11 protein-coding genes are annotated in these 13,957 nt (G+C 50.5%); 10 read left to right on the top strand and 1 reads right to left on the bottom strand.

All coding sequences use genetic code 11. The features are described from left to right. Positions 1-85: 85 nt before the first annotated feature. The gene (locus CLV60_RS25645) at positions 86-412 is read left to right on the top strand and encodes a hypothetical protein (RefSeq protein WP_229211132.1); all 327 of its coding nucleotides are present in this window, start codon (positions 86-88) and stop codon (positions 410-412) included. 35 nt (positions 413-447) lie between these two features. On the opposite strand, the gene CLV60_RS34320 is transcribed toward CLV60_RS25645, so the two are convergent. After that, complete coding sequence (locus CLV60_RS34320; protein ID WP_015810647.1) at positions 448-600, bottom strand: hypothetical protein; 153 nt, start codon at positions 598-600, stop codon at positions 448-450. 144 nt (positions 601-744) lie between these two features. On the opposite strand from CLV60_RS34320, the gene hisS reads away from it, so the two are divergent. From hisS to CLV60_RS25600, 9 genes are all read left to right on the top strand, one after another. Then, positions 745-2,115, top strand: coding sequence for a histidine--tRNA ligase (gene hisS / locus CLV60_RS25640; protein ID WP_106598250.1), 1,371 nt, complete (start codon positions 745-747; stop codon positions 2,113-2,115). Between the two features lie 47 nt (positions 2,116-2,162). Continuing rightward, on the top strand, positions 2,163-3,026 hold the full coding sequence (gene hisG / locus CLV60_RS25635; RefSeq protein WP_106598249.1) for an ATP phosphoribosyltransferase: 864 nt from the start codon (positions 2,163-2,165) through the stop codon (positions 3,024-3,026). A gap of 22 nt (positions 3,027-3,048) precedes the next feature. After that, entirely contained in the window at positions 3,049-4,317 is a 1,269-nt protein-coding gene (hisD, locus tag CLV60_RS25630) for a histidinol dehydrogenase (protein WP_106598248.1), read from the top strand. A gap of 70 nt (positions 4,318-4,387) precedes the next feature. Beyond that, positions 4,388-4,816, top strand: a complete 429-nt coding sequence (locus CLV60_RS25625) for an Xre family toxin-antitoxin system antitoxin (protein WP_090152622.1) — start codon at positions 4,388-4,390, stop codon at positions 4,814-4,816. Then, a complete protein-coding gene (locus tag CLV60_RS25620; RefSeq protein ID WP_106598247.1) occupies positions 4,816-5,268 on the top strand; it encodes an RES family NAD+ phosphorylase in 453 nt (150 codons plus the stop codon). The genes CLV60_RS25625 and CLV60_RS25620 overlap by 1 nt, the downstream gene beginning before the upstream one ends. Before the next feature lie 37 nt (positions 5,269-5,305). Continuing rightward, positions 5,306-6,379: a histidinol-phosphate transaminase gene (gene hisC / locus CLV60_RS25615; protein WP_106598246.1), complete on the top strand. Its 1,074-nt coding sequence runs from the start codon at positions 5,306-5,308 to the stop codon at positions 6,377-6,379. Between the two features lie 46 nt (positions 6,380-6,425). Then, a complete protein-coding gene (locus tag CLV60_RS25610) occupies positions 6,426-6,947 on the top strand; it encodes a hypothetical protein (protein ID WP_106598245.1) in 522 nt (173 codons plus the stop codon). Between the two features lie 102 nt (positions 6,948-7,049). Further along, on the top strand, positions 7,050-10,373 hold the full coding sequence (locus CLV60_RS25605) for a UvrD-helicase domain-containing protein (RefSeq protein WP_106598244.1): 3,324 nt from the start codon (positions 7,050-7,052) through the stop codon (positions 10,371-10,373). Positions 10,374-10,512: 139 nt separating this feature from the next. Beyond that, positions 10,513-13,947 (top strand): response regulator, encoded by a 3,435-nt coding sequence (locus tag CLV60_RS25600; RefSeq protein WP_106598243.1) that lies wholly within the window; start codon positions 10,513-10,515, stop codon positions 13,945-13,947. The last annotated feature ends 10 nt before the right edge of the window (positions 13,948-13,957 follow it).

The following is a 13,957-nucleotide window of genomic DNA, read 5'->3' as shown; positions in this document are numbered from 1 at the left end:
ATTTTAGGATCATAACATCGAATAGCCTGAATAAATGATCCCCTCGATTGACCCGAAACCACCTGGTAAGCGACTGATAAAAAGAATGTCGACACGCACGAAATGGATGATTCTAGCTCCACTAGGCTTGTTGTTGTTCAGTTTTGGTCTTACCGTGCTCAGCGAAGCGGCGCATCAGCGGCGTATCGGTGAGCCTACGCAGGTTTGGGTCGTTTTGGGCCTGTACAGTCTCGCATTAATCAACGGAGGCCTGATCATGTTCGGGGAAGCGCTCCGTTTCCGTATCCTGCTCGATGTCCGCCGCGAAACGCGCCGTAGTATGCGCCAGCTGCTGCGGAAGGTCAATCTGAAAGCTGCTCCCGGAAAACATAAATCCGGTAAAAAAGCAAAAAGCCCTACCAAAACAGATTGACAGGACTAGTTGAATAACATTCCGAAGAGGCTCGATTATTTTTTATTTGCTTCGAATTGAGCCTTGATAGCCTCAACGTCAACATTGCGCACTTCTGGTTTGCGTAGAAGGTTTTTGATTTTAGCAGTGCGGTTGTTAGCAACTGCTTTGTTTCTGCGACCTTTACGTTTTAATTCCGTAACTCCCATTGTAAAAGTTTGTTTTGTGAAAGAGCCGCAAAATTAAGCATTTTAACGCAAATAATGCACGCAATAGTCATAAATATTGCATAACCTGCCCTAACTTTACGGTTTCATAGGCTATTAACAGCCGAAATCGATAGCATTATTATAATGAGTAAACCATCTCTTGCCCGCGGAACCCGTGACTTTGGTCCGGAGCAAATGGCAAAGCGTACTTTCATTTTCGACACCATCCGACGCTCTTTCCAACGATACGGCTTTCTGCCATTAGAAACACCCGCTTTTGAAAACCTGTCGGTACTGATGGGAAAATACGGAGAAGAGGGGGATCAGCTTTTGTTCAAAATCCTTAATTCCGGCGATTTCAGCGGCAAGCTGACCGATGCCGACTGGCAGGCCGGTTCGAAGCCATTGACCACCAAAATCTCCGAAAAAGGCCTGCGTTACGACCTTACCGTGCCTTTCGCGCGTTACGTAGTGATGAACCGTGGTACTTTGGCGATGCCTTTCAAGCGGTACCAGATCCAGCCCGTTTGGCGTGCCGACCGCCCGCAGAAAGGCCGCTACCGCGAGTTTTACCAATGCGACGCCGACGTGGTGGGCACCGATTCGCTGCTTTGCGAAGCGGAAATCGTGATGCTTTTGCATGACATCCTGCCGGCATTAGGCATTAAAGACTTTACTGTTAAGATCAATAACCGCAAAATCCTGACCGGTATCGCCGACATGATCGGAGCGCACGGCATGGAAGGACCGCTTTGTGTGGCGATCGATAAATTGGATAAAATCGGGAAAGAGAAAGTCGTTGAGGAACTCCTGGAACGCGGTTTCGCTTCTGATAGTATCAGTAAGCTCGAACCGATTTTTAGTCTGTCGGGCGAAAATGATCCGTTCACGGAGCTGAAAAGCTGGCTGGCCGAATCGGAGGTTGCATTGAAAGGTATTCAGGAACTGGAAGAGGTATGGGCGATGGTGAAGATCCTGGGATTGGAAAATGCGAAGATCGAGTTCGATGTCACGCTTGCACGCGGGCTCTCGTATTATACGGGCGCGATTTTCGAGGTGAAGGCCAATAATGTGCAGATCGGCAGCATTTCGGGCGGAGGGCGCTACGACAACCTGACGGGTACATTCGGTGTGCCGGGCATTTCGGGCGTGGGTATTTCGCTTGGTGTGGACCGTATTTATGATGTAATGGAGGAATTGAACCTTTTCCCGGAAAGCCAGAAGACGAGTACGAAGGTAATGATCTCGAATTTCGATGAGGAGGCATTTGCCTACGGACTGTCGATCCTGCCGAAATTCAGAAAGGCAGGCATTAATTCGGAGATTTACCCCGACTCGGTGAAGCTGAAAAAGCAGCTGGATTATGCCGACAGGAAGAGCATTCCATTTGTTGTTTTGATTGGTTCGGACGAAATCCAATCAGGTTTGCTGACTTTGAAAAACATGAAAACCGGCGAGCAGCAGAAACTGAAAACGGAAGATATCATAACTTTGCTCAACCGGGAAGACCAATAACCCTAATTCAATACCGACAAACGGCTGCGTGAGCATCCTATAACTTTATGAATGATAATATTTTAAGAATTGCCATCCAGAAATCGGGCAGACTTAGTGAAGATTCTTTAAAACTGATCAAAGAATGCGGCATCCGTTTCGACAACGGCGCCGGTAAGCTTAAAACCGATGCCACGAACTTTCCTGCGGAGATCCTTTTCCTCCGCGACGACGATATTCCGGGTTATGTAGAAGACGGCGTGGCACATCTGGGGATTGTAGGAGAGAATGTTTCAGAAGAATCGTGCAAGGATGTGGATACCGTTCACAAGCTGGGTTTTTCGAAATGTCGCCTGTCGATCGGCGTTTTGCGCGAGGCCGAGTACCATGGCGTACAGGACCTCGAAGGCAAAAGCATTGCGACTACTTACCCGCGTTTGCTGGAACAATATCTTAAATCCCATAATGTTACTGCGGATATTCACGAGATCAGCGGATCGGTGGAGATCGCGCCGAGCATTGGTCTGGCCGATGCGGTTTGCGATATCGTGAGCTCAGGCAGCACCTTGCTGAGCAATGGTTTGAAGGAAGTGGAAACAATTTTCCGCTCGGAGGCCGTCATGATTGCCAGCAAGCATCTTTCGCCCGTTCAGCAAGACCTGCTGGACCAGCTTTTGTTCCGTATCAAATCGGTGCAGGTGGCGAAGAATAATAAATACATTTTGCTCAACTGCCCTGTGGATGCGGTGGAGAATATCACCAAGTTCCTGCCGGGTATGCGTTCTCCGACGATCCTTCCATTGGCGACGGAAGGCTGGTGCTCGCTGCATTCGGTGATCAACGAGAACAAGTTCTGGGAGAATATCGAAAAGATTCGCCAGGCCGGTGCAGAGGGGATTCTGGTTATCCCGATCGAGAAAATGATTGTTTAAGACTGGGTTTGATTCTGACATTATGAATATTATTCCATTTCCGGAAAGGGCGCAGTGGCCTGCATTGCTGGCACGGCCTGTTCTGGAAGCCAAGGATATCGAAGGGCGAGTACAGCCTGTGCTCGAACAAGTGAAGAATGAAGGGGATGCGGGTATTAAAGCCCTGGCCCTGAAATTTGACAAAATTGAACTGACAGAACTCGCTTTTTCGGAAAAAGACATGGCCGAAGCGGGCGATAAGCTGGACGACGCATTGAAAGCGGCGATCGGCGTTGCTTACGAGAATATCTACAAATTCCACAAGGGGCAGCTGCAAGCGCCCGAAAAAGTGGAAACGATGCCTGGCGTTACCTGCTGGCGCAAAAGTGTAGGGATCGAGAAGGTGGGGATTTACATTCCCGGCGGCTCGGCTCCCTTGTTCAGCACGGTGTTAATGTTGGGTATTCCGGCCCAAATTGCGGGTTGTAAGGAAGTTGTGCTTTGTACGCCGTCCGATCACCCGGCTATTTTGTACGCGGCCAAATTGGTAGGTGTTACCAAAGCATTCCGTATCGGCGGCGCGCAGGCGATTGCTGCGATGGCTTATGGTACGGAGAGCGTTCCGAAGGTTTATAAGATATTTGGTCCTGGAAACCAGTATGTTACCACTGCCAAAATGCTGATTAGCAAGGAAGGTGTGGCTATTGACATGCCTGCGGGGCCGTCGGAAGTGGCGATTTTTGCGGACGACACCGCTTTGCCATGCTTCGTAGCTGCCGATTTGCTTTCACAGGCCGAGCACGGCGCTGACAGCCAGGTTTTGCTCGTTTCAACCAGCAAAAAACTGCTTGGTTCGGTTAATATCGCATTGGCGGAGCAGCTGGAAGCGCTGCCGCGGAAAGAGCTGGCCGCGCAGGCGATGGCGAACAGCAAGGCAATCCTTGTCGAAACAGAGGAGGAGGCCATTGAAATGCTTAACCAATATGCGGCGGAGCACTTAATCCTCAGCATTGCCAACGCGGAGGAGGTTACCGAAAAGATCTTCAATGCCGGCTCTATATTCCTGGGCAACTACACGCCCGAATCTTGCGGGGATTATGCCTCGGGTACCAACCATACCTTGCCTACCAACGGTTATGCGAGGGCTTACAGCGGCGTTTCCGTGGATAGTTTCGTGAAGAAAATCACCGTTCAGCATATTAACGAGGAAGGGATACGTAATATCGGCCCGACCGTGGAAGCCATGGCCGCTGCCGAATCACTCGACGCTCATAAGAATGCCGTGAGTATTCGATTGAAAAATCTTTTGTGAAAAATTTCAAGACCGGGAAATTTGTCCTAAATTAGAGGACAAATTTCAACGGCCTTAAAATTACACGGAAATGACAGCATACATGGTTAACGAACGTTTGGGAGGCTATGAGACCCTCAAACATGCTGTGAAAAATGACTTCGACCTGGCTTACCTGGCCGAAAACGGCGTTCCGAAAGCTTCTATTCAGCATCTCGCTGATTCTATCGGGATGGATATTAAAGATGTGATAGCGCTGTTGCCTGTTACTTCAAGGAATTTGCAGCGTTACAATGATATTGATCTGCTTAGCAATGTAGTTTCCGATCATCTGATCGCCCTCGCCGATCTGTTCTCTGTGGGGAACCGGGCGTTGGGGAAAGAATATTTCCTCGATTGGCTCAACAACGAGGTGCCTGCGCTGGGTAGTGAGAAACCGATCAGCTTTTTACGGACCCATGCGGGTATAGAGCTGGTCAAGACCGAATTAGGGCGCATGGAACACGGTATTTTCGCTTAATGGAGCTATTCAGGATAACAAGATCGGAATATCAGGAGGATTTGAGTGGAATAGGGGCATTTTATAATGGAGGACGATGGAACTCCCCCCGAAACGCTATGCTGTACACATCTTCGCATCGCTCGCTGGCCATGCTCGAAATACTCGTTCACTGGCACAAAACGGTGACACCTCCCAACTACGTGATTGTTTCCCTGGAAATTCCCGACAATGTCGCAAGCGTAACCGCTCCCAATCTGGTCCCCGAATGGTATGAGGACGAGCAATGGAGCAAAGGGATCGGTGATTCGTGGCTGAAAGCGGGCAACAGCCTGCTGCTGCGGGTACCATCGGTAGTGGTCCAGGCCGAGCCGAACTACCTCGTTAATCCGATGCATCCCGACGTTCTTTCGCTCCGGATTACCGACATAGCGCCGCTGAATTTCGATAAAAGGCTCTTCAAAAAGATTTAGAATCCACACAACGGCAGCCGCCGTAATTTTTCAGAGTATGAGTAATACCTTCGATTTAAACAAAATCCTTTGCCCGCACATTCTCACGCTGGCTCCGTATTCATCCGCAAGAGACGAGTATACCGGCCATGTGGGTATTTTCCTGGATGCGAACGAAAACCCTTACGGTTCGGTAACCGGCGAAAACTACAACCGCTACCCCGATCCGTACCAGGCCGAAATCAAGCAGAAACTGAGCCCGATCAAGCAGGTGAGCCCCGACCGTATTTTCCTCGGAAACGGCAGTGACGAGCCGATCGATTTGCTCACGCGGGCTACGTGTACGCCCGGGCATGACCACGTGATCATCCTGCCGCCTACGTATGGCATGTACGAGGTGAGCGCGTCGATCCACGATGTGAAAATAGACAAGGTATCGCTCACGAATGATTACCATATCGATACGGAAGCCGTTTTGAATGCGGTAACGCCACAGACGAAGATCATCTGGATCTGCTCGCCGAACAACCCGACGGGCAATGTCATGGAGGCGGACGCGATACAGACCATTCTGGAAAATTTCAGCGGTTTTGTGGTCGTGGATGAAGCATATATTGACTTTACCGACGAGCCTTCCTGGATCCAGCACCTGGACAAATATCCTAATCTGGTGGTATTGCAGACGTTCTCCAAAGCCTGGGGCCTCGCGGGTATCCGGGTAGGGATGTGTTTCGCTTCACCCGAACTGATCCGCATTCTGAACAAAATCAAGCCGCCTTACAATATCAGTCTGCCCGCTCAGCAGGCATTGCTGGAAGGCCTGAACGGCATTGAGAAAAAGGACAAAATGGTTGCCGATATTCTCGAACAGCGCGATGTGCTGACCAGGCGGCTGCAAAATCTGCCGATTGTCGTGAAAATACACCCTACGGACGCCAACTTCCTGCTTGTACAGTTCGAAGATGCGAAGGGGGTGATGGACTATCTGATCCGCGAGACGATCATCGTGCGTGACCGTTCGCGCGTGCATTTGTGCGAAGGATGCCTGCGGATTACGGTTGGTACAAAAGAAGAAAACGAAGTTTTGATAGAATCATTAAAGAAATTCCAGCCTCAGAACGTTATTGTATAGCTGTTGTTTCAGCGTTCCAGGAATATTTTCCCCGATTTAATTAACTATGAAGAAATTAGCCTTAACTTTTATTTGCGCACTTTGCTTCGGAATGGCACACGCCCAATACGACAACTGGGCGGTAGGTTTCAAGCTCGGTGAGCCCACCGGTGTCAACATCCGGAAGTACTTCAACAACATCCACGCGATCGACGTTACCATCGGTACTTTTGGTGGTGTCCTTGGTAACGACCGCAAGTATCGCGGTGACAACGGAATTTACAAAAACACCGGTATTTCGCTTCAAATGCATTATTTGTGGCACACACCATTGTTCAACTCGGAGGCTGTGCACGTGTATTACGGCATTGGCGGGCAACTCAACAACCGTCGCGCGTACCCGAAACGTCTGAATGGCGATTATGAAAAAAACCTTACCCTGGGAGGTTCTGCGCTGGGCGGTTTTGAATATTACATCCCCGACAACCGGATCTCGGTGTTCCTGGAAGGGGGTACCTACGTGGAGCTGCTGAGAAAGCCGTTCTTCCTGAGTCCCAATATCTCTGCCGGGCTTCGCTTCAATCTTTAAGCGATACTTCTTTCAAAAGCATACGAAAAGCAGGCGCAAGCCTGCTTTTTTGTTTAATTTGATCTGCGGTTCTCATTCGCTTCACTCATACATCAGCGCAAAGTGTTTAAAGTTTACAGTTCATCAGCAGGGTCGGGGAAAACTTATACCCTCACCAAAGAATACCTCAAACTGGCCTTGCATTCCAATTCGGAGTTGTATTTCAGGCATATTCTGGCGGTGACGTTTACCAATGCGGCTGCCAACGAAATGAAGGACCGCATTCTGCTGATGCTGCGCACATTTTCGGCCTACACCGAAAACGATGCGAAACCGCACCCTATGATGCGCGATGTGGTGATCGAAATGTATCCGGATACGGAACATGACGCGGCGCTTTTCGCAGGTGCGTGCCAGCTCATCGCCGCCCGTGCACAAATGGTTTTCGGGCAAATCCTGCACCGCTATTCCGATTTTTCGGTGATGACGATCGATAAGTTTACGCAGCGGCTGATCAGCAGTTTTACCGATGAACTGGGTATTCCCTTTGTATTTGAAACCCAACTCGACAGCGATTTGCTGGATGACGCGGTAGACCGTCTGCTGGCGCGCATCGGGCAGGAGGGCGAAGAAGTGCTCACCGACATTGTCGAAAAGTACTATCGCGAGAACGCCGAGGAGGGGAAAAACTGGGGTGCATTACCGATGCAGATCCGCGATACGGCGCGGACTTTGCTCAGCGAGCAAAGCTACATGCAGATGAAACGGGTAGAAGACCTCAAAATGGAGGACTGGATCGCGGTACGCAAGCAAATGCGCGACTTCGTACGCGGGCGCGAGGAAATGATGACCAAAGACGCGAAGAATGCATTTGAACTGATCCAGTCGACTTATTTGAGTGAAAAAGACTTCCATCAAAGCGGCAGGGGCATTTACGGCTATTTCCGTGACCGTGCCGAAGGCAAGAAGCTCTGGATGGAGCCCAATTCCTACGTTTACAAAACCATCGGCGAAGGGGTCTGGTATGGGGCCAAAACACCCGCGCCGATCCGCGACGAAATAGAACGCCTCCGCACCGATCTGGAAAACTATTATCACCAGATCGAAAACATACGCTCGGCGGAAACCGGGAAAATCACATTGTACAACCAGCTCGACAGGCATATTTACAACCTCTCGCTGTTGGGCGAGATCAGGAAGGAGTTCGATGCATTGCTGAAACAGAACAACCAGGTCCATATCTCGGATTTTAACCGGAAGATCGTCGATATCGTGGCCCGGGAGCCGGTACCGTTCATTTTTGAGCGGCTGGGGGAAAAATACAACCACATCCTGGTCGACGAGTTCCAGGATACTTCCAAACTGCAATTCGCGAACCTGCTGCCGCTGATCGAGAATGCATTGTCCAGTGGCTATTTCAACCTGATCGTGGGTGACGCGAAGCAATCGATTTACCGGTTCAGGGGCGGGGATATGGATTTGATACTGCATCTGGCGCAAAACCAGGTGATGCGGTTGGGCAGTATCCTGGGAAACAGCCCGTTCCATGACGAGCGGCTGTTTGCATTGGATAATTACCTGCATATCAACCATCTCAAAACCAACCGACGCAGCTTTCGGGAGGTTACCGAGTTCAACAATCAATTCTTTGGCTTCATCGCCGACTCGCTGGGCGACGAATACCCGCTCATCCGCGAGGTATACGACGAGCATTTCAGCCAGGAAATACCGGAAGGCGTGAGCGAGGGCGGTCATGTGGAAATCGAGTTTCTGGAAATGAGCGAAACTGCGGAGGAAGGCGGCGAAGAATCGTCCTCCGATCCGATTTCCCGCAGGGCGCTGGGACTCGTGCAAGCGCTCCGTGAGGAAGGCTACCACTGGCGTGATATCGCCATATTGTGCCGGAAGAAAAAAGAGGCCACAACGCTGGCCAACACCCTGAAAGAGGCCGGTTTTCCGCTCATTTCCGACGACGCATTGTCGCTGGCCTATTCGCGTTCGGTGCATTTCATTATTTCGTTTATGAAAGTGCTGCATAGTTCAGACCACCGGCTGGCTCGGTACGAGGCCGCTTACCTGTTCCACCAGGTGATCCGCCGGCAGAACCCGGCACCGCACGAGTACGAGGAGATCAGGGTGCTTTGCGAGGAACGCGGGCTCGATAGTTTTCTCGAATATTTCAGGAAATGGGACATTACCATTACCTCCTTCAAAATGCGGCAGGTTTCGGTATTTGAGCTTACAGAACTGCTGATGCAGCAATTCGGACTTTTCAAACAGCAGCTCGAAAGCGAATATCTGTTCCGCTTCCTGGATGTGGTGCTGGAATTCGGCAACCGGAAGAGTAATCACCTTGGCGATTTTCTGAACTATTGGGAAACAGCTAAATACAAGTTCTCGATTACGGTGCCGGACGGCACGGATGCCATCCGCATTACCACCATTCACAAGTCGAAAGGCCTGGAATATCCCGTTGTAATTATTCCGTATGCGCAATGGAAAGTAACACCGAATGCCCGCCTCGACCGGCTTTGGGTTGATATGGATGAGGTTGACTATGAAGAAATTAAGCTTCAAGACAAACCACATTATGCCGATGCCAAGCTAAGGAGCTCGATGGTATCGGTCGTGAAAGAGCTTGAAAACACGGTGGTAGGCGAGCAATACCGTGAAGAGCGGATGCGGACGCTGATCGAGAACCTGAACTTACTTTATGTGGCATTCACGCGCCCTGTGCAGCGCCTGTATGTGCTGGCGAAGCGGGAGCGCAGGTGGGAGTCGGGGCAGCAGATCAACCACTGGCTGCGTGACTATCTGAACCGGGAAGGTTTTAGACCCGCCTGGGATGAAGCCATTTCTCAATATGTAATTTCCGAGGCGTCGGGCGGCCTCAGGCACGCGCACGTAAGCGCAGGTACGAGCCCTTTTGTATTAAAAAACATACTAAGCAACGACCGCACCGAATCGCTGCGCCTCCGCCGCATGGCCGACCGCATTTTCGACGTGCAGACTTTCGAGCCGAGGCACGACCGTCTGCAAAAAATGCGGTATTTGCTCACCAGGCTGAAAACCATTTCGGATCTTCCGGAAGCGTTGGAGAAGCTCGTAGGCGAGGGGATATTTACCCGGAAAGAGACACACGAAATCGAAAAACTGACGATTTCTCTTTTGCAAGATCCTTCATTACAAGTGCTTTACCAGGACGAGAACCATATTCAAATCAACAAAGAGCTGCTGGTGCCCGGCGGGAAAATGCTGCACATAGACAGGGTCGTTCAACGGCCCGGCGGGGACTACATTTTCATGTCGTTTGTCGGCGGTAACAGCGCCGATGAACCGCGCAGGCATTTGAAGAAACTGATCAGGACTTTTTCGAAAAATGGTAAGAGTTCCCGCGGCGTGTTGATCACCCTCGAGGACGAACTGGCAGAATGGGTAGATCCGTAGAAATAGTTTATAGTTTTTTGAATGGCTGTCCAGTTTAAAAACTGTGAAGAAAGGCCGAAATGCGGCCAAAAAGCATTATTTTTCCGAAATATCCTTCAAATCGTTATTTAGTAGTACTTCTACTTGATATTCAGCGTTTATGCAACTTACATTTCAGCGCCAGGTTTTACTGGGAATCTCATTTTCAATTCTTTTAGTACTCGTAGTAGGATATGTGTCTTACAATGCTATTGTCCTGCAACAGGAAAATGCCGGCTGGGTGGATCATACGCGGGAGGTTATGCGTGTGTCAACTTCGGTTAAAAACCGGTTGCTGACCGCCGAAGCGAACGTCCGTGGATTTGCGTTAACGAGTAACCGTGCATTCGAAGCGAATTATCTGCAGGCCTCCAGTGACATCTGGAAGGATGTCGAAGCATTGCAAAAACTGGTGAGAGACAATAAGATACAAAGCGCCCGGGTGGATTCGCTGTCCGATCTTCTCGAAACGAGGGTGGAATTGATGAATCACCAGTACGAAATCCTTAAAACCGGCAAATACAGTATCGACACCATTCAGCGCATTGTTTTGCAGGGAAGAGAAGTTTCTTCCAGAATCGAATTCAGCTTCCGCAGGATAGAAAATGTGGAGGAAGCCTTGCTGTCAGAGCGGGAACAAGTAGCATCCACAAGCTCGACGCGTGCCAAGCAATACATCGTGATCGGTTCGTCGCTGTTTTTCATGGTGATCCTTTTACTCTATTATTTTATCCGTAAAACTTACCTTGCCCAACGTGCCAGTGAAGAAGCGATGCAATTGGCTAACAAGAAGTTGGAGCAGCTCGGATTGGAAGACCAGGAGAAAAACTGGATATTGAATGCGGCCATGGAGGTATCCAGCGCGGTAAGAGGCGAACCTACTTTAACCCAACTTTCGGAGCGGCTGCTGGGCAAATTGGCCCAGGTGACGGAATCGCAGGTTTCGGCCATGTACCTTGTTACGCGCTCGGGAGATGTGCTCGAACGGTCGGCCATTTATGGGATTTCGGCACCCGATGCGGCGCCTTCGTTCATACCATTCGGAGAGGGGATATTGGGGCAGTTCGCGGCGGACCATGGCAATATCAAACGCCTGGATGTGGCAGCGGGCTATTTGCAGGTCCGGACGGCTACCGGCAGCTCCGAGCCGGGATTGGTGTTGATGAAAAATATCAGTTTCGACGGCACTACCGCCGGGGTGATCGAAATAGGCTATCTGAGAGACCCCGGCACTAAGGTTATCAAGCTGCTTGATATGGTCTCGGACAACGTTGCGGTGGCGATTATGGCTGCCCGTGCCCGCGAAACGGCCAACGAATTGCTCGAAAAAACGCAGTTGCAGGCAGAAGAGCTCGAAAGTCAGCAGGAAGAGCTGCGGGTTACCAATGAAGAGCTCACACGGCAAACTTCTCTTTTGCAGGTTTCGGAAGAAGAATTGCGGGTCCAGCAGGAAGAATTGAAGCAAATCAACACCGAGCTGGAAGAAAAAGCATTCATGCTCGAAGAACAGAAAAGTACAATCGAAGAGGCACGCGATCAGATCCAGATCAAAGCCGACGAGCTGGAAAGGAGCGGGCGTTTCAAAAGCGAGTTCCTGGCCAATATGAGCCACGAATTGCGTACCCCGCTGAACAGCATCCTGATTTTGTCACGCATTCTAGGCGAAAATAAGGGATCGCGGTTGAACGAAGAGGAGGAGCGCTATGCCTCGGTGATTTATAATTCCGGGAACGATCTGCTGACGCTGATCAACGATATCCTCGATCTGGCCAAGGTGGAAGCCGGAAAAATAGAGCTCATACATGAAAATATCAGCACGGAATCTATCCTGACGGAGGTAAGAAGTACTTTCCAGAAAGTGGCTGAAAACAAAGGCCTGGCATTGCAGGTGGAAAAGACGGCTTCGTGCCCGGCGACCCTGTTTACCGATCACACCCGCCTGTTACAAATCCTCCGCAACCTGATTTCGAATGCGGTGAAATTTACGTCGGCACCAGGTAAGGTTTCTCTCCTGATTTCGCAGGAAGAAGGCCAGTTGTATTTCGAAGTGACCGATACCGGCATTGGAATACCATTGGACAAGCAGGCGTCGATTTTCGAAGCGTTCCAGCAAGCCGATGGCTCTACCAGCCGAAAATATGGAGGGACCGGTCTCGGATTATCGATTAGCCGCGAACTGGCGGGCCTGTTCAACGGGTCGATTTCGCTGAAAAGCGTTCCGGGCGAAGGGTCTGTATTTACATTAAAAATCCCTTATCTGACCAAAGCAGATGTGCAAACCGCCGAGATCGTGGAGCAGCCTGCGGTTGAACCCGCTAGGTCGCAACCAAAAGAATTTAAAACACAGGCGTTGGAAAATGGCCAGTCGCGCCGTTTGCTGCTGATCGAGGATGACGACATTTTCGCGGCCGATATGGCTGCAAAAGCGCAGGCAAGCGGATTTGCAGTACAGATCGCAACCAATGGCCGCGAAGCGCTGGATATGGTTGGCACATTCAATCCGACCGCCATTATTCTGGACATGCATTTACCGGATATGCCGGGTGAAGCGGTTTTGAAGGAATTGAAAAGTGATACCCGTACACGCCTGATTCCGGTCCATACGGTATCTTCGGGAGATTACTTCCAGGATGAAATGCTCAAAAACGGAGCGATCGGTTTCATGCAGAAGCCGGTGGACGAGCGATCGGCTCAACAGATATTCACTGCTTTGAAGCTGGAAGGAAAAGACCTCGACCAGCAGCGTATCCTGCTCATCGAGGACGACGCCTATCAGAGCCAATACCTCGGCGATTTCCTGGTGAGCAATAACATTTTTGTGCTCTATGCCTATTCGGCTGCCGAAGCGTTGTCGATACTCGAATCGGATCGGGTGGATGGCATTATCCTCGATGTGCGGCTTGCCGATATGAACGGGTTGGATCTTTTGGATAAAATCAAGGAAAACCGGCGATGGAATGAGCTGCCGGTGGTGGTGAATACAGCCGAAGATCTTACCCAGGCAGATTTGGGGCGTGTGATGAAATATGCACACCCGGTGGTGATCAAAACGAAGAAATCCAACGAGCGGCTCCTCGACGAGGTGAAGCTCTTCCTCAAAAAGATCCAGCCGAAAACGCAGGAGCCGGAAGTACCGAAGGAGTCGTTTAGTAATGCGGTTGTGAATGCAGGGCAGCTCTTCAACGGCAAGAAATTGCTGCTGGCCGACGACGATATGCGCAATATTTTCGCATTGAGTGCCGTGCTGGAAGACGCCGGTTTCAGTATTGAAATCGCCACCAATGGCAAGGAGGCGATTTACAAGCTGGAAGATAATCCGGATATAGAGCTGATATTGATGGACGTAATGATGCCCGAAATGGACGGTATCGAAGCCACGCGCCGGATCAGGCAGGTACCCAGGTGGGCTAATATCCCCATCATTGCCGTGACCGCCAAGGCCATGCAGGGCGACCGTGAGCAATGCCTCGAAGCCGGTGCCAACGATTATATTTCGAAACCCGTGGATGTTGACAAGCTGCTTTCGCTGATCAAGGTCTGGTTACAAGCTGCGTAATTATGGTGCT

The sequence above is a fragment of the Dyadobacter jiangsuensis genome (genome assembly GCF_003014695.1).
Classification (GTDB): Bacteria; Bacteroidota; Bacteroidia; order Cytophagales; family Spirosomataceae; genus Dyadobacter; species Dyadobacter jiangsuensis.
Note: the sequence above shows the minus strand (reverse complement) of the source record. Positions and strands in the feature narration are given on the sequence as shown.

What these genes read in the sequence shown, in the direction of transcription:
- CLV60_RS25645 (WP_229211132.1), top strand. Translation starts at nt 86, where the DNA reads ATGTCGACACGCACGAAATGGATGATTCTAGCTCCACTAGGCTTGTTG.
- CLV60_RS34320 (WP_015810647.1), bottom strand. Translation starts at nt 600, where the DNA reads ATGGGAGTTACGGAATTAAAACGTAAAGGTCGCAGAAACAAAGCAGTT.
- hisS (WP_106598250.1), top strand. Translation starts at nt 745, where the DNA reads ATGAGTAAACCATCTCTTGCCCGCGGAACCCGTGACTTTGGTCCGGAG.
- hisG (WP_106598249.1), top strand. Translation starts at nt 2,163, where the DNA reads ATGAATGATAATATTTTAAGAATTGCCATCCAGAAATCGGGCAGACTT.
- hisD (WP_106598248.1), top strand. Translation starts at nt 3,049, where the DNA reads ATGAATATTATTCCATTTCCGGAAAGGGCGCAGTGGCCTGCATTGCTG.
- CLV60_RS25625 (WP_090152622.1), top strand. Translation starts at nt 4,388, where the DNA reads ATGACAGCATACATGGTTAACGAACGTTTGGGAGGCTATGAGACCCTC.
- CLV60_RS25620 (WP_106598247.1), top strand. Translation starts at nt 4,816, where the DNA reads ATGGAGCTATTCAGGATAACAAGATCGGAATATCAGGAGGATTTGAGT.
- hisC (WP_106598246.1), top strand. Translation starts at nt 5,306, where the DNA reads ATGAGTAATACCTTCGATTTAAACAAAATCCTTTGCCCGCACATTCTC.
- CLV60_RS25610 (WP_106598245.1), top strand. Translation starts at nt 6,426, where the DNA reads ATGAAGAAATTAGCCTTAACTTTTATTTGCGCACTTTGCTTCGGAATG.
- CLV60_RS25600 (WP_106598243.1), top strand. Translation starts at nt 10,513, where the DNA reads ATGCAACTTACATTTCAGCGCCAGGTTTTACTGGGAATCTCATTTTCA.